An 18,048-nucleotide genomic window follows, 5' to 3' on the forward strand; every position below is an offset into this window, starting at 1 on the left:
CATGCAGATACGTACGACGATCGCGCTGGCGCTGCTGGTCACGCTGGCCGCCTGCGGCACCGACGACGCCACGCCCGGACCCGACCGCGGCAGTCCGTCGAGCAGCTCGAGCGACGCGACGAGCGACCCCACGGGCGGAGCATCCGGCGGCCCCCGCGACGACCCGACCGTGGTCGAGCCGGCCGAGGCGCTCCTGACGTGGCAGGACACCGGCGCGGAGGCGGGCGCCCCCCTGGTGAAGGGCCCGGCGTGGGAGGCGAGGTCCGGCGCGGACCGCACGAAGGTCGCGCTGACCGACGGTGATCGGACCGTCACCATCGACGCCGGCAGCGGCCGCACGGTCTCCGAGGTCCTGATGAGCGAGGACTGGGCGGTCGTCGTGCGCCAGGACGAGGCCGAGACGGAGCCCAGCGAGGTCGCGACCGTCGACCTGGCGACCGGCGAGCAGGGCACGGTCGTCACACCACCGGCGGCCAGCGGCGGCTCGTGGGCGCTCACCGGCGGCGACCTCTACTACCCGACCTTCGGCGACGACCGGGCCTACTGCCTGGCCACCTCCGCGCTGGCCGACAGCAACGGCGAGGACGGCTGGTGCGCGCCGGCGAGGTCCGGCTTCTCGGGCCTCACCGCCAGCGAGCTGGGCGTCGGGATCATGACCTTCGACGACGCCCGCCCGGTCGCCTGCCGCACGGTGAACCTCCTCGACGACGCCGGTGTGCCGCAGCCGGTCGACGGACCGACCGACTGCCTCGGGTGGGACGTCGCAGCGGCGTACGACGGCTACGTCTGGTCGGAGGTCGCGAAGCCGCGCCGCCAGGAGGAGGCCCACTTCTACGCCTCCGCCTACGGCGCCTACCTCGACCTCGGGCCCGGCACCACCGGCACCCTGACGCCGTGCGGCGACTCGGTCTTCTTCGTCCGCGACCCCCAGGGGGGCGACGAGCCGGCCCGCCTGATGCGCTGGACGGCCGACCACACCCTGGAGATCGCCTACGAGTCCGCCTCCACCGGCAACGCCTTCCTCGGCGAGCCGGCCTGCGCCGGCGGCGTCGTCACGCTCTCGTCCTTCGGCGACGAGGGTGACGAGCAGGTGTGGGCGCCCGTCGCCTAACGTTCGAGGGGTGAGCTTCACCGGATTCCCCGTCGCTGCGCTCGACTTCTACGACGACCTCGAGATGGACAACACCAAGTCCTTCTGGGAGGCGCACAAGGCCGTCTACCAGGAGTCGGTCGCCGCGCCGATGAAGGCGCTGATGGCCGAGCTCGAGCCGGAGTTCGGCGCCCCGAAGGTCTTCCGCCCCTACCGCGACGTGCGGTTCGCGAAGGACAAGACGCCCTACAAGACCCACCAGGGTGCGTTCGTCGCCGCGGGGCCGGCGACCGGCTGGTACTTCGAGATCGCCCCGCGCGGCACCCGCGTCGGCGCCGGCTTCTACGACGCGGACGGCCGACGGCTCGCCGCGATCCGTGAGGCGATGGCCGACGACAAGACCGGCAAGGCGCTCGACCGACTGCTGAGGCGGCTCGAGAAGGACGGCTTCGAGGTCGGCGGCGACCAGCTCAAGACCTCGCCCCGCGGCTACGACACCGACCATCCGCGCATCCACCTGCTGCGGCACAAGCAGCTCTTCGTCGGCCGCTCCTACGGCTTCGAGGCCGACGCGATCGGCGCCGGTCTCGTCGACCGGGTCCGCGAGGACTGGCGCTCACTCAAGCCCCTGGTGAGCTGGTTGCAGGCCGTCGAGGTCGAGCGGCCGTGATCGTCACCTTCGACCTGTTCAGCGCGCTCACCGACACCCGCAGCGGGGCCGGACGCACGTTCTCCGGCATCGCGGCCGAGCGCGGCTGGAGCCAGTCCGGCACGGAGCTTTACGACGCCTGGGACGACCACAACAAGGCGCTCCAGCGCGACGCGCGAGCGCCGACGACGTTCCGGGACGTCTCTCGCGCCGCCCTCGTCGCGGCGTACGCCGACCTCGGCCTCGACGCCGCGCTCGCGCCGGCCGACCTCGTCCGCCTGCATGAGACGGTCCCCGACTGGCCGCTGTGGCCCGACGTCGAGGCGGGTGTCGCCGCGGTCGAAGCGATCGGACACGTGACGGCGGTCGGGCTGCTCTCCAACGTCGACGACGACCTCGCCCGGCTCACCCGTGCCCACGCCCTCGTCGACCCCGACCTGGTGCTCAGCTCGCAGCGCCTCGGCGCCTTCAAGCCGAGCCCGGAGATCTACACCCGTGCGGTGACGGCCGTCGCGCCGGAGCCGCTCGTGCACGTCGCCGCCTCCGCGCGGGACGTACGCGGTGCGCTCGAGGCCGGCATCACCGCGGTGCGGCTCGCGCGACCCGGGCACGTCGTGGACGCGACAGGTCCGCGGCCCCCGCACGAGGTGCAGGACGCCGCGGACCTGGCCGGCGTGATCGCGCGCCTGTAGGGCCTCAGACGGTCGGCACGACCAGCACGGCCCAGGCGACGACCGGTGCCACGACGACGATCGACATGCCCCACTGCATGAGGCGCTTGAAGACCATCTCGCGCTGGTCGGGTTCGGCGTTGGCGACCACGAGGGCGCCGTTGGTGGAGAACGGGCTGCAGTCGACGACCGAGCTCGAGATCGCCAGCGCGGCGATCAGGCCGATGGCGCTGACCTGGTCGGTGAGCAGGAACGGCACCGCCAGCGGGATGAGCGCGCCGATGATGCCGGTCGTGGAGGCGAAGGCCGAGACCACCGCACCGATCAGGCAGATCAGGACGGCCGCGACGAGCGGGGCGCCGACGTTGGCCACGCCGTCGCCGAGCCAGTCGACGACACCCTGGTTCTGCAGGAGCGTCACGTAGGTCACGATGCCGCCGATGAGGAGCACGGTGCCCCAGCTGATCTTCTCGACCGCACCCTTGGCCGAGGCCGGGAAGGCCAGGGTCAGCGCGACGGCGATGGTGAGGGCGGTGAAGCCCACGTCGAGGTCGAAGCCGAGCGCGCCGACCATCAGCGCCACCAGCCCGACGAGGGTCACGATGCGCTGCGGGTTGAGCTTGCTCGGGTCGTCGGCGTCCGAGGACGCCGCGACGGAGCGCTTCGCCTCGACCGCGGAGTGCGGGGTGCCGCCGCTGCCACCAGAGCGCGTGGCGGCGTACGACGCCTGCTCGGCCTCGGCACCCATGGCCGCGACCTGGACGTCCTCACGTCCGCGGGCGATGAGCGCCCGGCCGCCGAAGGCGACGTAGGTGACGACGGCGATCAGCGTCGCGGCGAGGAACGTCGAGAAGAACAGGAACGTCTGGCTGCCCGGCAGGTCGTTGCTCTCGACGACGCCGTTGGTGATCGAGCCGAAGATGCCGATCGGCGAGAAGCTGCCGGCGGTCGCGCCCTGCACCACCATCATCCCCATCATCACCGGGTGGATCTGATAGCGCACCGCGAAGCCCATCGCGACGGGCGCCACGATCGCGACGGCGGCCGGGCTGACCGCACCGATCGCGGTGACGATCGCGCAGACCAGGAACATCGCCCACGGGACGAGCGCCACGCGCCCGCCCACCGCGCGTACGGAGCCGTGCACGATCCAGTCGACCGTGCCGTTGTTCTTGGCGAGCGCGAACAGGTAGGTCACCCCGACCAGGATCACGAAGAGCCCGCTCGGGAAGCCGGCGAGGACGTCGTCGGTGGTCGCGTCGTAGACCGCGAGCCCGACGATGAACGACGCCACGAGCGCCAACGCGCCCATGTTGACGCCACGCACGGTGGCGACGAGGAAGACGATCACGAGGACCGCGAGGGAGATCAGTTCGTGTGACACAGGGAGTCCTTGCCGGTGGGGGCGTGGGGCCGTGACGACCGCCATGTGACGTGGATCATGCCAGTGGCTAGGCCACCTAGCAACCGGGCCACAGTGCCACTAGGGTGGACCCATGCCCGAGCAGCCCTCGCGGAACCTGCCACCGCTGCGGCGCGAGCGCCTCTACGAGAGCCTCGCTGCGCACATCTCCGACTTCATCGAGGCACAGGGCCTCGTGGGCGGCGACCGGCTCCCGCCCGAGCGCCAGCTTGCGGCCGATCTCGGCGTCAGCCGTGCCACGCTTTCCCGCGCCCTCGCCTCCCTCGAGACCCGCGGCCGGATCGAGGTCCGCCACGGCGTCGGTGCGCTCGTCCGCGACGTCGACGGCGGCACCGACTCGCGCCTCCAGGAGCGCGTCGACACCCAGCCGCAGTCGGAGGTCGCCGTCGCCCGCGAGTCGATGCTCGCCGGTCTGGCGCGTGCTGCCGCCGTGCACCCCAACGCCTCGCTGCGGCTGGCCATGCTCGCCGACGACGGGCGTCCCCGCAGCTTCGAGCACACGTGGCGGTGCGTACGCCGCCTCGCCGACTCGCCGCTCCTCGTCGACCTCGACGACCTGCTCGCCGACAAGGCGCCCCCGCCGGCCGACTCGACCGCCTTGCGTCAGTCGCTCGACGTGCTCGCCGAGGCGGTCATCCGCGGCGACGCGAGCGCGGCCGCGACCGCGTGCGCCGGGATGCTCGCCGGCTGAACCTCAGTCGAACCAGACCTCGCTGGTGGCGACCGCGGTGAGCTGGTCGGTCGCGAGCGGGGGCTGCGGCGCCAGCGGCGGCGAGTCCTTCCCGGTCGCGGCGTTGCAGGAGGTCGCGGACACGACGTAGCCGTGGCGGTAGGCGCTGACGCCCTGGCAGGTGACGCCGTCCGCCAGCGTCGGCCCCCACGTCAGCTGGACCGTGCCATCGGGCAGCGCGGCGCAGGATCCCCCGAGGTGCGCGTTGATCTCCTCGCACCGACCGACCGTCACGAGCTGGTTGAGCTGGAGACTGACCGCGGTCTCCATCCCGTCGTAGGGGAAGTAGGCGATCCTCTCCTCCGAGCCCCCCACCACGGTGTCGGTGGGGCGCGGCGGGGCGGCGAGCCCGGTGCCGAGGATGCCGTCGACCATCCCGGCGATGGCGGCCGGCCCGAAGTCCGCGAGCGCCCGCTCGGTCGCGGCGGGCGGGGGTGCCTCGACCACCGATCCCGCGGTCGACGGCTCCCGCGCGATGTCGGCCTCCCGGACGCTGTCCGGACCGTCCGCCCGGGGCACGACGACCGCCAGGGTGCCGATGACGCCGAACACGGCGGCCGAGGCGACCGTCGTGCCGATCCGGGTGCGGCGCTGGCGCGAGCGGCCGCGGGAGACGCCGCCGCGGACGAGGCGGTCGATGTCGGGGGCGAGGTCGTCGCTGGCGCGACGCAGGAGGTCGGTGACGCCGAGGTCGGGGCTGGGCATGGGGGCTCCTCAGGTTTCCAGCAGGTCGTGGAGGGACGGGCCCAGGACGGCACGGAGGCGGTCGAGCGCGCGGATGGTGCGGTTGCGCACGGCACCGGGGCTGACCCCGAGGGCGTCCGCGGTGTCGGCGACCGACACGTCCTCGAGGAACCGCAGGACCAGTACCGCCCGGTCCATCGGCGCCAGCTCGTCGAGCGCTGCCCGGAGGGCGAGGCGGGTGGCGGCGTCTCCGTCCGACACGGCCGTCTCGAGCAGGTGCTCCGTCGGTCTCTCGTGGGTGCTGCGCCGACGCTGGGCACTGAGGTAGGTGCGTGCCAGCGTCGTGTGGGCGTACGCCACCGGGTGCTCGATCGGCGGCCCCAGGCGGCGGTGCCACCGGACGTAGACCTTGGCCAGGGTCTCCTGGACCAGGTCCTCGGCGCGGTGGGTGTCTCCGCACATCAGCCACGCCGCACGGAAGAGCTGAGGCGTCCGCGCGACGGCGAACTCCTCGAACTCCTCCGTCGAGCGAGGCATGTCCCTCCTTGCTGCTGCGGGTGGGTGGATGGTCTCGGCGTCACCAGTGAGACGCATCCCGGAGGCATCACGTCACGCCCTCGTCCACCAAGGATGGACCCAGCAGTTCCCGAGCACGTCAGCCGACGTTCACACGCGCGTCGCCGGTCGGCGCGAGGCTCGCGCCATGGCCAAGAGACTGTTCCTGCTCCACATCGGCCCCGACCCGGTGGACGTCTCCGAGATGACCGAGGCGCTCGCGCTCGGCCAGGTCTCCGTCCCGGAGGTCGAGGCCGAGGTCGTCGACCACGCGGGCATCGAGATCCGGCGCACGCACAAGGCCGCCGGGCTCAAGCGCAAGCACGTCGAGGGCGCGTGGGCGAAGGTGGTGCGTCGGGCGTGGAAGACCAGGTCGGACTGCTTCGTCACCGTCCCCGGCTTCTTCGAGGCCACGGCGGAGCAGGCCGCGCTCGCCCTCGACGGCCTCGCCGACTTCAAGGTGGCCCTCGTGATGACGAGCGGCTTCGCCGTCGAGCCGCCGGCTGCGTGGACGAGCCTGGTGAAGGAGGGGCGCAGCCACGTGCTGCCCTCGGGCCTCACCGACGTGCAGCTCGCCGCCCAGGTCGCCCGCATCGCCCTGATGGAGGAGGAGGCGCGCCTCGACAGGCGCCTCGCGAAGATCGGCAGGCGCCGCAAGCAGGTGAACCGGCGGCTCGCCGCCTGACCACTGGCCCGGCGGGTGTCCAGGCTGGAGTCACCGGATATCCGGTAACCACCTCGCTTGTCACACCAGATCTGGTATGACAACCGCGAGACTCGGGTGCGAAGCCCGGCTCAGTGGGGCTGCCAGGCGTCCTCGTCCTCGGTGAGAGCGGCGATCCCCTGGGGGAGCTTGCCGTCGGCGAGGTCCTGGATGGTGACCTGCTCGAAGACGCTGCGCAGCGAGTGGCGCGCGGCGATCCACACGTGCTGCAGGACCTGGGCCGAGTCGTCGTACTCCACTGCCTCGGGACGCAGGCCGTAGACCGAGACGAGCGGGCCGTCGACCGCGCGGATGACGTCGGCGACCGTGACCGACTCCGGCTTGCGCGCGAAGCGCCAACCACCGGACTGACCCCGCTGCGACACCACCACGTCGGCGCGGCGCAGGTCGGCGAGGATGGCCTGGAGGAACCCGTGCGGGATCCCCTGGGCCTTGCCGAGCTGCTCGGCGCTGACGGCTGCTCCGTCGGTGCGCACCGCGATCTCGATCAGGGCCCGCAGGGCGTAGTCGGCTTTGGCGGAGACGCGCATAAGACCAGTTTGTCAGATATCTCGGCAGGGACAGTGTTCTTCGGCCCCGGCCTGCACGGCCCGGCCGCGCACGCGCCTGTGACCAGCGACATCGGGGTTCGTGTTGCGTGCGGCCCGATCGCGAGGCATGATTTTGTTACCGGCGGGTAGCCAATGCATCCGTCACCAGATCCCGCACACGGAACAGGTGGAAGCTGTGAGCCACTACAAGACCAACCTCCGCGACATCGAGTTCAACCTCTTCGAGGTGCTCGGCCGCGACGAGGTGCTCGGCACCGGACCCTTCGCCGAGGTCGACGGCGAGACCGCGCGCGAGGTGCTCGCCGAGGTCGACCGACTCGCCCGCGAGGACCTCGCCGCGTCCTACGTCGACAGCGACCGCAACCCGCCGGTCTTCGACCCGACGACGAACACCGCTCCGCTGCCGGAGTCGTTCAAGAAGAGCTACAAGGCCTGGGAGGACGCCGAGTTCTGGCGCCTGCAGATCAACGAGGACCTCGGCGGCACCCCCGCCCCCTCGTCGCTGATCTGGGCCATCGGCGAGATGGTGCTCGGCGCCAACGCACCGATCTGGATGTACGGCGCGGGGCCGGCCTTCGCCGGCGTGGTCCACCGCAACGGCAACGACCGCGACAAGCGCATCGCGCAGCACATCGTCGACCACGGCTGGAACACCTCGATGGTGCTCACCGAGCCCGACGCCGGCTCCGACGTGGGCGCCGGCCGCACGAAGGCCACGCCCAACGACGACGGCTCGTGGAACATCGAGGGCGTCAAGCGCTTCATCACCTCGGCCGAGTCCGACCTCTGCGACAACATCATCCACCTCGTGCTGGCCCGCCCGGTCGGCGTCGAGGGCGCCGGCGGCCCCGGCACCAAGGGCCTGTCTCTCTTCATCGTCCCGAAGATCCACTTCGACCACGAGACCGGCGAGCTGACCGGCGAGCGCAACGGCGTCTACGTCACCAACGTCGAGCACAAGATGGGCATCAAGGTCTCCAACACCTGCGAGCTCACCTTCGGCGACTCGGCCGTCGGCGGCGGCGAGCCCGCCAAGGGCTGGCTGCTCGGCGAGGTCCACGACGGCATCGCGCAGATGTTCCAGGTCATCGAGAACGCCCGCATGATGGTCGGCACCAAGGCGATCGCGACCCTCTCGACCGGCTACCTCAACGCCCTCGAGTTCGCCAAGGAGCGTGTCCAGGGCGCCGACCTGACCCAGGCCGCCGACAAGACCGCACCGCGCGTGAGCATCACCCACCACCCCGACGTCCGCCGCTCGCTGATGACGCAGAAGTCGTTCGCCGAGGCGATGCGCGCGCTCGTGCTCTACACCGCCACCTGGCAGGACCAGGTGATCGTCGCCGAGCACGAGGGCACCGCCGACTCCGAGGAGACGCGCCTCGCCGCAGCGGTCAACGACCTGCTGCTCCCGATCGTCAAGGGCTACGGCTCGGAGCGCTCGTGGGTGCTGCTGGGCACCGAGTCGCTGCAGACCTTCGGCGGCTCGGGCTTCCTCACCGAGTACCCGATCGAGCAGTACGTCCGCGACGCCAAGATCGACACCCTCTACGAGGGCACCACCGCGATCCAGGGCCAGGACTTCTTCTTCCGCAAGATCGTCAAGGACCAGGGCAGGGCGCTGGGCCACCTCGCGAAGGAGATCGAGGGCTTCATCGCCTCCGAGGCCGGCAACGGCCGCCTGAAGAACGAGCGGGCGCTCCTCGCCACGGCGCTCGAGGACGCCAACGCGATCGTCGGTCACATGATCAACGACCTGATGAGCTCGCAGGACGAGCAGCGCAACATCTACAAGGTCGGCCTCAACACCTCACGCCTGCTGATGGTGCTCGGCGACGTGGTCTGCGCCTGGCTGCTGCTGCGCCAGGCCGACGTCGCGCTGGGCAGGCTCGGCGGCGAGGTGTCGGCGAGCGACCAGGCGTTCTACGAGGGCAAGGTGCTCGCCGCGCAGTTCTTCGCGCAGACCAACCTGCCGCGGGTCAGCGCCGAGCGCGCCATCGCCGAGGGCATCACCCTCGACCTGATGGACCTCGACGAGGCGGCCTTCTGAGCGAGTCCCTCGCCCTCGACGCCTGACAGGTGTCACGGCCAGCTCGTGACAACTCCACCCCGAGCCGAGAGGCGTACGACGGCAGGCTGAGGCCATGTCCCGCACCCCAGCCATCCACGCCACCGGCCTGCGCAAGCAGTTCCGGGCCACCGACGGCAGCGAGGTCGTCGCGGTCGACGACGTCGACCTGACCGTCCAGCCCGGCGAGATCGTCGCCTTCCTCGGCCCCAACGGCGCCGGCAAGACCACGACGGTCGACATGCTCCTCGGCCTGACCACACCGAGCGGCGGGACCGTCGAGGTGTACGGCGAGGCCCCGGGCCGCGCGGTGGCCACGGGCCGGGTCAGCGCGGTGATGCAGACCGGTGGCCTGCTCAACGACTTCACGGTCCTCGAGACGGTCCAGGCCATCGCCCACCTGCACGGCCGTCGCGACCGCGTCGACGACGCCATCGAGCGGGCCGGGCTGGCGCCGATCGCCAAGCGGCGGGTGCAGGCCTGCTCGGGCGGGGAGCAGCAGCGCCTCAAGTTCGCCCTGGCCCTGGTCCCGGACCCCGACCTGATCATCCTCGACGAGCCGACGACCGGCATGGACGTCAGCACCCGGCAGTCGTTCTGGGAGACGATGCGCGCCGACGCCGCCGAGGGCCGCACGATCGTCTTCGCCACCCACTACCTCGCCGAGGCCGACGAGTTCGCCGAGCGCACGATCCTGATGAAGTCCGGCCGGATCGTGCAGGACGGCCGCACCGCCGACGTACGCGCGGCGTTCGGCGGTCGCACCGTCTCCTTCCAGCCGCCCGCTGAGTTCGTCCACGCCGACGGCATCGACCCGGACTGGCTGGCGCGCGTCTCCGCAGCGCTGGAGCCGCTCGGGATCTCCGACGTCGAGGTCTCCAGCGCCAGCCTGGAAGCCGCCTTCCTCGCCCTGACCGCCGCTGACACCCATGAGCTCGAAGGAGCCGACCGATGAGCGCCACGACCAGCACCGGGACGACCGACACCGCCCGGGACCGGGCACCCCGCTCCTCCCGGCTCGCGGCCGTGACCGGCTTCGCGCTCCTCGACCTGCGCCGCCGCCTGCGCAGCCGGGTGGAGATGTTCTTCATCGTCGGCCTGCCAGCGTTCTTCTACCTCGTCTTCGGCTTCGGCGACGACGAGCGGGTCGGCAGCGGCAACGTCGCGATGTACGTCATGATCTCGATGGCGGCCTACGGCGCCGTCACCGCGACCACCAGCGTCGCCGGCAGCGCGGTCCTCGAGCGCACCCTCGGCTGGGGTCGCCAGCTGGCCCTGACCCCGATGCGCCCGCTGACCTTCGTCGCGGTCAAGACCGTCATCGCGATGGCCATCGCCGCCGTCCCGATCGCGCTGATCTTCGTGATCGGCGCCTTCACCGGCGCGCGGGGCGAGACGTCGGACTGGATCCTCGCCGCCCTGATCGTCTGGCTCGGCTCGTCGCTCTTCGCGATCTACGGGCTCGCGGTGATCCTGGTGTTCCGCAGCGAGAACGCCGTCGGCATCGCCTCCGGCCTCATCGTGATCATGGCCTTCCTCGGCAACGTCTTCACCCCGATGTCCGGGCTGATCCTCGACATCGGGCGCCTCACCCCGCTCTACGGCTACGCCGCGCTCGCTCGCTACCCGCTCACCGACGGGTGGACCGCGTCGGGCTCCCACGACCCCCTGTGGCTGCCCCTCGCTAACGTGGCGGCGTGGGCGGTGATCTTCACGGTGCTGGCGGTGTGGGGGATGCGCCGCGGCCAGGAGCGGGTGTGACCGCACCGACGGCGCTCGCCGCCCAGTCCAGCGACAGCGGACCGTGGGCCCGCTGGGGCTGGGCCATGGCGGCGATCTGGCTGGGGTTCCTGGCCTTCCCCGTGATCTCGGTCTGGCAGTCCGACACCGGGTGGGCCGGCAAGGCCGTCACCCTGGCCGCGATCGCGGCCTTCGCGGTCCTCTACGTCGTGGGCTTCAGCATCTGGGAGCGCCACGCCATGCGCGTGTTCGTCGCCCTCGTGCTGCTGATGGCGACGACGGTCCCCGTCCTCGGCATCGACGCGGTCGGGATGACCCCCTACTTGGGGGCCTACTCCGCGCTGCAGGTGCCCGCCCCCGCCTGGCGGTGGACCACACCCCTCACCGCGCTCGTCCCGCTGTTCTCGCTGCTGGGCGACGAGTTCCCCGCGTTCTTCTTCGTCCTGGTCTGGCCGATCATCGGCGGGTGCGTGATCGTCCGGGTGCTCACCGAGGCCGAGATGCGCGCCGGCGAGACCCGCGGCTCGCTCGCCATCGTGGCCGAGCGCGAGCGCGTGGCCCGCGACGTGCACGACGTGCTGGGCCACTCGCTCACCGCCCTGTCGATCAAGGCCGAGCTCGCCGCCCGCCTCATCGACGTCGACCCCCAGCGCGCCAGGGCCGAGCTGGAGTCGATCCAGGCCACCGCCCGGTCCGCCCTGGCGGAGGTGCGCGCCACGGTCGGCGGACTGCGCGCCGCCAACCTCGAGGCCGAGCTCGCCGCCGCACCTCGCGTCCTGGCGGACGCCGGCGTGCGCACGAAGGTGGCCGGCGAGATCGCCGACACCGACCCACGGCACCGCACGCTGATGGCCTGGGTGCTGCGCGAGTCGGTCACCAACGTCGTACGCCACGCGCAGGCGCGCTCGGTCGTGATCGAGCTGGGTCCCCACGGCATCGCCGTGTCCGACGACGGCGCCGGCTGCGACGGCACCGAGGGCAACGGGCTGCGCGGCATGCGCGAGCGCGTGTCGGGCGCCGGCGGCACCCTCACCATCTCCCCTGCCGAACCCGGCACCCGCGTGGAAGTAGGACTCCCGTGATCAAGCTGCTGCTCGCCGACGACCAGGCGCTCGTCCGCGGCGCGCTCGCCGCGCTGCTCGACCTCGAGTCGGACCTGGAGGTCGTCGCGCAGGTCGGTCGCGGCGACGACGTGGTCGAGGCCGCCCGCAGCTCCGAGGCCGAGGTGTGCCTCCTCGACATCGAGATGCCGGGGCTCAACGGCATCGACGCGGCCGCTGCCGTACGACGCGAGCTGCCCGGCGTACGGTCGCTGATCGTCACCACCTTCGGCCGGCCGGGATACGTCCGGCGCGCGATCGAGGCCGGCGCATCGGGCTTCGTCGTCAAGGACACCCCCGCCAAGCAGCTCGCGGACGCCGTCCGTCGGGTGCACGGCGGCCTCCGGGTCATCGACCCGGACCTCGCCGCGGAGTCGCTGATCGACGGCCCGAGCCCGCTCACCGCGCGCGAGCGCGAGCTGCTGACGTACGCCCTGGACGGGGCACCGGTTGCCACGATCGCCGCGCGCGTGCACCTCTCCGAGGGCACGGTCCGCAACCACCTCTCCGCCGCGATCGGCAAGACCGGCGCGACGACCCGCTCCGAGGCCGCGCGGATCGCGCAGGACCGCGGCTGGCTCTAGCCCGAGGGTCGGAACGCGTCGAGGGCCGGACCCCAGCGGGACGCTCGACCGCAGGAGGGTTCCGCGACAGCCCACAAGGCCGAACGGCAAAGATCGTGGAGCCTCCGTGCCACCTGATGACTCGGCCGCTCCACCATCCCCTCGGGCACGAGCCCTAGGCTCGGGCCATGACCGATCTGGAACGTCTCGGGTCCTACGTCGCCATCTGGTGGGAGGCGGTCGACACCTTCACGCACCTGCTCGAGAAGGTCGGCGACGACCAGTGGCACGTGCAGACCGACCTGCCGGGGTGGGACGTCCACGCGATCGCGGCCCACACCGCGCACCTCGAGGCGCTGCAAGCCGGGCGCCCGCACGACGAGGTCGAGGTCGGCGAGCCCCCGCACGCCGTCGGATCGATGGGGATCTTCACCGAGCAGGGGGTCGTCGCGCGACGCCACGAGCCGGCCGACACCCTGATCACCGAGATCCGCGAGTCGACCACCGCGCGTCACACGCAGCTGCTCGCCGACCCGCCGACCGACGCCTCCGCTCCCGCGCCCGGCCCGTTCGGCGCCATCGGTTGGACCACCGGGCTCCTGCTGCGCAACCGACCGCTCGACGTCTGGATGCACGAGCAGGACATCCGCCGCGCGCTGGGCATGCCCGGCAACCTCGACAGCGCGCCGGCCCGCCACAGCACCGACTACCTCCTCGAGAGCCTCCCGTTCGTGGTGGCCAAGAGGGCGCAGGCGCCGGTGGGCAGCGTCGTACGCCTCGAGGTGGCCGGCCACGAGCCGGTGACCGCCGTGGTCGGCGAGGACGGGCGCGGTCGACCCGGTGGTGCGGACGACGGCGAGCCGAGCGTCACGCTGGCGATGGACCGCGAGACCTTCGTCGTGCTCGCCGGCGGTCGTCGACCCGCCGAGCCCGGCGGCGTCGGCATCTCAGGAGACACCGACCTCGGCGAGCGGGTCGTCTCGTCGATGGGCGTCACGCCGTGAGCGGCGATGCCTGGACGACCGGCGACATCCCCGACCTGAGTGGGCGCACCGCCCTCGTGACGGGACCGACCGAGGGCGGCCTGGGCTACTTCACCGCACTGGAGCTCGCCCGCCACGGGGCGAGGGTCGCGCTCGCGGGACGTACGACGGCCAAGCTCGACGCCGCTGCCGAGGCGATCGCCGCGCAGGTGCCCGGTGCCGCACTGGACACCCTGGTCGTCGACCTCGCCGACCTGACGTCGGTCCGGAGCGCGGCCGCGGAAGCGGCCGACCTCGGCCCGATCCACCTGCTCGTCAACAACGCCGGCGTGATGGCGACCCCCTACCGACGCACGGTCGACGGGCTGGAGTCACAGCTGGCGACCAACCACTTCGGCCCGTTCCTGCTCACCGGTCTTCTTCTCGACCAGCTCGTCGCGTCGGGCGGCGGGCGCGTCGTGACCCTGTCGTCGCAGATGCATCGCGCTGCGAGGTCGGCACCGCTCGGCGACCCACACGTGCGCCGGCACTACCGCCGGTGGCGCGTCTACGGCCAGACCAAGCTGGCCAACCTGCTCTTCACCTTCGAGCTCGACCGGCGCCTGCGGCGCGCCGGGCTTCCCGTCGCGGCGCTCGCCGCCCACCCGGGCTTCGCGGGCACGCACCTGGTCACGAACGGCCAGCTGTCGGCGCCCGAGGGCCGGCGCGCCTCCATCCTGGACGCGGTGGTCAAGATGGTCTCGCAGCCGGCCCACGCGGGCGCCTGGCCGACCCTGATGGCCGCCACCGCCGACCTCCCGGGAGGGACGTACGTCGGTCCCGGCGGACTGGGCGAGAACAGCGGCCTCCCACGGATCGTCGGCTGCTCGGCGCTGGCCGCCGACGAGACGGCCCAGCGCGACCTGTGGGAGCTCAGCGAGCAGACGGTCGGGCTCGGCTGGCCCTAGGAGCGGTCGCGGACCCGCACGAGCCCAGCCATCGTGCCGAGCCAGGCCGAGCCGTCGGAGGCGAGGGTGATCGTGGAGCCGTCGCTCCCGGCGAGCAGGCCCGTGCCGGTGCGCGCGCCCCACATCATGCGTCCGCTCTGGGCGTCGAGGGCGGTCAGGTACCACGCGCTGACTCCCGTCAGCGAGGGCCGCTTGGTCCAGGCGTAGAGCAGGCCGTTGGGCCAGCTGGCCGTCGCCCCGGAGCTCGGTGAGACCGCGTCACTGGTCCAGCTCACCACGCAGCCGCCGTCGACCAGGTCGACGCGGGCGATGCCGGGGTTGCTGGTGAATCCCAGGAGGGTGCTGCGCGGGGTGGAGTAGCCGTGGTTGTTGACGACCGCGACGCCGGAGCCGAGTGGGGCGAGGTCGCTCGTAGTTGCGCCGTCGCCCTTCTCGAAGACGGACTGACGACACAGCCGCTCGCCGGTGTCGCGGGCGACGAAGACGACCCCGAGCTCGTCCTTCGCCTCGTCGGTGATCGCGACGACCCCACCGTCGAGCAGCACCGGCGCCGACCCGCTGCTGTCGTTGTCGGTGCGCCACAGCGTCTGCGGCACCCCGTCCTCGCCGGCACCCAGCCTGTGCAGCGCCTCGTCGGTGACGACGTAGACCCCGCCCTCGTCGACGGCCAGTCCTCGGCGTACGTCCTCACCGAGGTCGATCACCTCGACGGTCCCGGTCGCAGGCGTGATCGTGCCGACCAGTCCGTCGCGCGAGGCCCACCACACGCGGCCGGCCCAGTCGGGTCCGAGGCCCACGACGCAGTCGCCGTAGGGGATCCAGGGCTTGAGGTCCCAGCTCGACTCGGTCGCGAGGTCGACGTCTCCCTTGCCCTCGTCCGCGGCCGGCGTGGTGGGGATGACGAGCACCTGACGGTCGGCGGTCGCGACGACGGCACGGTCGCTCGCGTCGAGGTAGAACGGGTTCGGGCAGGGGCGCTTCTCGACCTCCGGCAGGTCGCGGCTCACGGTCGGGACCATCGACTCGGAGTCCACCAGGCGCAGGCTCGGGCCCGAGCGGTCGGTGCAGAGCGCGACCAGCACGTCGGTGGAGGTCTGCTCCAGGCGGCTGCACCGCTGCAGGCCGAGCCAGGCCGTGTCCACCTCGGGCTGCAGGCCCAGTGGCCCGGGTCGAGCACTCGAGCCGGTGGCAGCGAGCTGGGGGTTCGGAGGTGGCTCGGTGGTGACCGGACGCGCGGTCGCCGGCCGACCGACGTACGACGGTGCGGCCCACACCCCGGGCGCCGGAGGGATCGGGAGCCAGCCGTCGGGGACGACGAGGACACCCACGACGAGAGCAGCCAGGATCCCGGTCACCCAGGTCGCGATGCGACGGTCGAACCAGATGCGGTCCTGCACCCACCACCGGACCCGCGGCACGCACAGGAGACCGACGGCGACGACGAGGACCGCGGGGCCCCACGCGATCCAGACGAGCAGGAACGCGACGACCAGCCAGAGCACCGGGAGAGGGTAGGCGAGTCGACGCCGCCGGTCGGGGAGGCGCCACGGTGGCAGCCCCGGCGAGGGGCGCCGAGGAGGATCAGTCGGTCGACGCGCGAGGTCGCGGTGCGGTCACGGTGAGCTCGGCGAAGAACCCTTTGCCCTCGCCGCCGCGCAGGTAGACCCGGGAGCGTCGCGGGACGGGCACCAGTGCCGCCGGTGCCTCGTGGATCGGGATCACGTCGGCGTCAGGCTGCGCTCGGACGAACAACGATCCGGTGAACTGGTCGAGTGACTGGATGCGCCCCGTGAGATCCAGGACTTCGTGATCGTGCTCGCGCTTCATCGGCGCATCCTCGCTTCCCCAGCCATTTCGGTCCCCCACGGACCGACAGCGACAAGGCTAGGAGCCGGCCGCACCGGTTTCCTTTACTCGGACAAGCCTGCGGGAAGTCTTCGAGAGAGGGTCCGAGGACTTGAAGATCGGGCTGCCAGCGACCTCTCAGGCGCTCGGCGGACGCACCGAGGACCCGGCCTCCGCCGAGGCCCGCGGGCGCGGCAGCGACGCCGTCGCCTCACCGACCCGGGTGTCGTACGCCGACTCCCCCACGGAGCCGATGCGGATCACCGGGCCACCTCCACCATCATCATCACGCTGCACATCATGTCCCACCCCAGGTTCGTGCTGTCGTGAGACAGGATGCCGAAGAACCCGTTCTGATACATCCGTACATCTACGGTGGTCTGGACCAGTGGATTCCCTCGCGCCTCCGACGCGGTGCGAGGGATTCCGCGAGCGGAGCGAGCAGAGGCGCTGGTCAGCGCAGATCTGCCGAGCTCAGGCGGCCTTGCCCAGCGCGCGCGACTCGCTCTCCAGCTTGCGGCCGAGGAGGCGTCGGGTGCGGCGGTCGCCGGTGGCCATCTTGTAGAGGATCGCGAGCTGCTGGGGCGCGTTCTTCTTGTTCGTCGTCGCCATCCAGCCGTTGGGCAGGGAGAGCCGGATGACCTTGTGCCAGGCCGACGCGACCTGCTGCGGCATCGGGCGCGCGCAGTAGGTCAGATCGTACTTCTCGAAGAGCGCCTGCACCTTGGGCGCGATCTCCGCGTAGCGGTTTGACGGCAGGTCCGGGAAGAGGTGGTGCTCGATCTGGTGCGACAGGTTGCCGGTCATCAGGTGCAGGGCCTTGGAGCCGGAGATGTTGGCGCTGCCGAGCATCTGGCGGACGTACCACTCGCCCTTGGTCTCGCCGTCGATCGAGCGCTTCTCGAAGGTCTCGACACCCTCGGGGAAGTGGCCGCAGAGGATGACGGAGTTGGACCAGAGGTTGCGCACGACGTTGGCGGTGAAGTTGGCCGCGAGGGTCGGCAGGAAGGAGCCGGTCGGGATCGACAGCGCCGGGTGCACGACGTAGTCCTTGGTCGCCTGCTTGCGGATCTTGTTGAGGACCTGCTTGGCGCGGCGGCGGAAGTCGGGGTCCTTGGTCTGCTTCTTGGCGATCACCGAGCCGAGCTCGAGGTCGTAGGCGGCGATGCCGTACTCGAAGAACACCGCGTTGATGAAGCAGAACACCGGCTGGGCCAGCGAGGACGGCGTCCAGGGCTGGTCCTCGTCGACGCGCATGATGCCGTAGCCGAGGTCGTTGTCCTTGCCGATGACGTTGGTGTAGGTGTGGTGGAGCTCGTTGTGGCTGTGCTTCCACTGCTCGGCGGGCGAGGCCATGTCCCACTCCCACGTGCTGGAGTGGATCTTCGGGTCGCGCATCCAGTCCCACTGGCCGTGGAGGATGTTGTGGCCGATCTCCATGTTGTCGAGGATCTTGGAGACGCTCAGGCCCAGGGTGCCGAGCACCCATGCCGGCGGGAACGCACTGAAGAGCAGCACGGCGCGCGAGCCGAGCTCGAGCTTGCGCTGGGTGTCGATCACCTTGCGGATGTACGCCGCGTCGCTGGCACCGCGTGAGTCGAGGACGTCCTGCCGGATGGCGTCGAGCTCGTGGCCGAGCTGCTCGATGTCGGCGTCGGTGAGGTGGGCGATCGGGTTCGCCTGGCCGAGGACGGCCTTCTTCTGGACTGTGGTCATCGGGGGATC

General features: G+C 71.6%; 20 protein-coding genes. 12 read left to right on the forward strand and 8 right to left on the reverse strand.

Annotation, left to right across the window (positions count from 1 at the left end):
- Position 1: 1 nt before the first annotated feature.
- From IEZ25_RS18385 to IEZ25_RS18395, 3 genes are read left to right on the forward strand one after another with little or no spacing between them, the layout of a single operon-like run.
- Positions 2 to 1,111 carry a hypothetical protein gene (locus IEZ25_RS18385; RefSeq protein ID WP_191200923.1) on the forward strand — a complete coding sequence of 370 codons (1,110 nt, stop codon included), beginning with the start codon at positions 2 to 4 and terminating at the stop codon, positions 1,109 to 1,111.
- A gap of 10 nt (positions 1,112 to 1,121) precedes the next feature.
- Positions 1,122 to 1,760 (forward strand): DUF2461 domain-containing protein, encoded by a 639-nt coding sequence (locus IEZ25_RS18390; RefSeq protein WP_191200924.1) that lies wholly within the window; start codon positions 1,122 to 1,124, stop codon positions 1,758 to 1,760.
- Positions 1,757 to 2,431, forward strand: coding sequence for an HAD family hydrolase (locus IEZ25_RS18395; RefSeq protein ID WP_191200925.1), 675 nt, complete (start codon positions 1,757 to 1,759; stop codon positions 2,429 to 2,431). The genes IEZ25_RS18390 and IEZ25_RS18395 overlap by 4 nt, the downstream gene beginning before the upstream one ends.
- A 4-nt stretch (positions 2,432 to 2,435) precedes the next feature.
- Here IEZ25_RS18395 and IEZ25_RS18400 read toward each other — a convergent pair whose 3' ends face one another.
- The gene (locus tag IEZ25_RS18400; protein ID WP_191200926.1) at positions 2,436 to 3,794 is read right to left on the reverse strand and encodes an SLC13 family permease; all 1,359 of its coding nucleotides are present in this window, start codon (positions 3,792 to 3,794) and stop codon (positions 2,436 to 2,438) included.
- 112 nt (positions 3,795 to 3,906) lie between these two features.
- On the opposite strand from IEZ25_RS18400, the gene IEZ25_RS18405 reads away from it, so the two are divergent.
- Positions 3,907 to 4,524: a FadR/GntR family transcriptional regulator gene (locus IEZ25_RS18405; protein ID WP_191200927.1), complete on the forward strand. Its 618-nt coding sequence runs from the start codon at positions 3,907 to 3,909 to the stop codon at positions 4,522 to 4,524.
- 3 nt (positions 4,525 to 4,527) lie between these two features.
- Here the strand turns inward: IEZ25_RS18405 and IEZ25_RS18410 are convergent, their stop codons facing one another.
- Positions 4,528 to 5,268, reverse strand: a complete 741-nt coding sequence (locus IEZ25_RS18410; RefSeq protein ID WP_191200928.1) for a hypothetical protein — start codon at positions 5,266 to 5,268, stop codon at positions 4,528 to 4,530.
- A 9-nt stretch (positions 5,269 to 5,277) separates the two neighbouring features.
- The gene (locus tag IEZ25_RS18415) at positions 5,278 to 5,784 is read right to left on the reverse strand and encodes a SigE family RNA polymerase sigma factor (RefSeq protein WP_191200929.1); all 507 of its coding nucleotides are present in this window, start codon (positions 5,782 to 5,784) and stop codon (positions 5,278 to 5,280) included.
- Positions 5,785 to 5,950: 166 nt separating this feature from the next.
- Between IEZ25_RS18415 and IEZ25_RS18420 the strand changes: the two genes are divergently transcribed.
- Positions 5,951 to 6,487: a hypothetical protein gene (locus tag IEZ25_RS18420; protein ID WP_191200930.1), complete on the forward strand. Its 537-nt coding sequence runs from the start codon at positions 5,951 to 5,953 to the stop codon at positions 6,485 to 6,487.
- A 110-nt stretch (positions 6,488 to 6,597) separates the two neighbouring features.
- Here the strand turns inward: IEZ25_RS18420 and IEZ25_RS18425 are convergent, their stop codons facing one another.
- A complete protein-coding gene (locus IEZ25_RS18425; protein WP_191200931.1) occupies positions 6,598 to 7,056 on the reverse strand; it encodes an RrF2 family transcriptional regulator in 459 nt (152 codons plus the stop codon).
- Between the two features lie 196 nt (positions 7,057 to 7,252).
- Here IEZ25_RS18425 and IEZ25_RS18430 point away from each other — a divergent pair, with 196 nt between their 5' ends.
- From IEZ25_RS18430 to IEZ25_RS18460, 7 genes are all read left to right on the forward strand, one after another.
- On the forward strand, positions 7,253 to 9,127 hold the full coding sequence (locus tag IEZ25_RS18430) for an acyl-CoA dehydrogenase (RefSeq protein ID WP_191200932.1): 1,875 nt from the start codon (positions 7,253 to 7,255) through the stop codon (positions 9,125 to 9,127).
- Positions 9,128 to 9,221: 94 nt separating this feature from the next.
- Entirely contained in the window at positions 9,222 to 10,100 is an 879-nt protein-coding gene (locus IEZ25_RS18435; protein ID WP_191200933.1) for an ABC transporter ATP-binding protein, read from the forward strand.
- Positions 10,097 to 10,906 carry an ABC transporter permease gene (locus IEZ25_RS18440; RefSeq protein ID WP_191200934.1) on the forward strand — a complete coding sequence of 270 codons (810 nt, stop codon included), beginning with the start codon at positions 10,097 to 10,099 and terminating at the stop codon, positions 10,904 to 10,906. Before IEZ25_RS18435 ends, IEZ25_RS18440 begins: the two co-directional genes overlap by 4 nt.
- Complete coding sequence (locus IEZ25_RS22370) at positions 10,903 to 11,967, forward strand: sensor histidine kinase (RefSeq protein WP_191200935.1); 1,065 nt, start codon at positions 10,903 to 10,905, stop codon at positions 11,965 to 11,967. The genes IEZ25_RS18440 and IEZ25_RS22370 overlap by 4 nt, the downstream gene beginning before the upstream one ends.
- On the forward strand, positions 11,964 to 12,569 hold the full coding sequence (locus IEZ25_RS18450; RefSeq protein ID WP_191200936.1) for a response regulator transcription factor: 606 nt from the start codon (positions 11,964 to 11,966) through the stop codon (positions 12,567 to 12,569). Before IEZ25_RS22370 ends, IEZ25_RS18450 begins: the two co-directional genes overlap by 4 nt.
- Positions 12,570 to 12,736: 167 nt before the next feature.
- Positions 12,737 to 13,552 carry a maleylpyruvate isomerase family mycothiol-dependent enzyme gene (locus IEZ25_RS18455; RefSeq protein WP_191200937.1) on the forward strand — a complete coding sequence of 272 codons (816 nt, stop codon included), beginning with the start codon at positions 12,737 to 12,739 and terminating at the stop codon, positions 13,550 to 13,552.
- Positions 13,549 to 14,478: an oxidoreductase gene (locus tag IEZ25_RS18460; RefSeq protein WP_191200938.1), complete on the forward strand. Its 930-nt coding sequence runs from the start codon at positions 13,549 to 13,551 to the stop codon at positions 14,476 to 14,478. Before IEZ25_RS18455 ends, IEZ25_RS18460 begins: the two co-directional genes overlap by 4 nt.
- Here IEZ25_RS18460 and IEZ25_RS18465 read toward each other — a convergent pair.
- The 4 genes from IEZ25_RS18465 to IEZ25_RS18475 form a co-directional block, all read right to left on the reverse strand.
- Entirely contained in the window at positions 14,475 to 15,980 is a 1,506-nt protein-coding gene (locus IEZ25_RS18465) for a PQQ-binding-like beta-propeller repeat protein (protein ID WP_191200939.1), read from the reverse strand. The genes IEZ25_RS18460 and IEZ25_RS18465 overlap by 4 nt on opposite strands.
- Positions 15,981 to 16,059: 79 nt before the next feature.
- Positions 16,060 to 16,305 carry a hypothetical protein gene (locus tag IEZ25_RS18470; protein WP_191200940.1) on the reverse strand — a complete coding sequence of 82 codons (246 nt, stop codon included), beginning with the start codon at positions 16,303 to 16,305 and terminating at the stop codon, positions 16,060 to 16,062.
- 156 nt (positions 16,306 to 16,461) lie between these two features.
- On the reverse strand, positions 16,462 to 16,587 hold the full coding sequence (locus IEZ25_RS21930; protein WP_263575254.1) for a hypothetical protein: 126 nt from the start codon (positions 16,585 to 16,587) through the stop codon (positions 16,462 to 16,464).
- A gap of 210 nt (positions 16,588 to 16,797) precedes the next feature.
- Positions 16,798 to 18,039, reverse strand: a complete 1,242-nt coding sequence (locus IEZ25_RS18475) for a fatty acid desaturase family protein (RefSeq protein ID WP_191200941.1) — start codon at positions 18,037 to 18,039, stop codon at positions 16,798 to 16,800.
- Between the last annotated feature and the right edge of the window lie 9 nt (positions 18,040 to 18,048).

This window comes from Nocardioides hwasunensis (genome assembly GCF_014779665.1).
In the GTDB taxonomy this organism is placed as follows: Bacteria; Actinomycetota; Actinomycetes; order Propionibacteriales; family Nocardioidaceae; genus Nocardioides; species Nocardioides hwasunensis.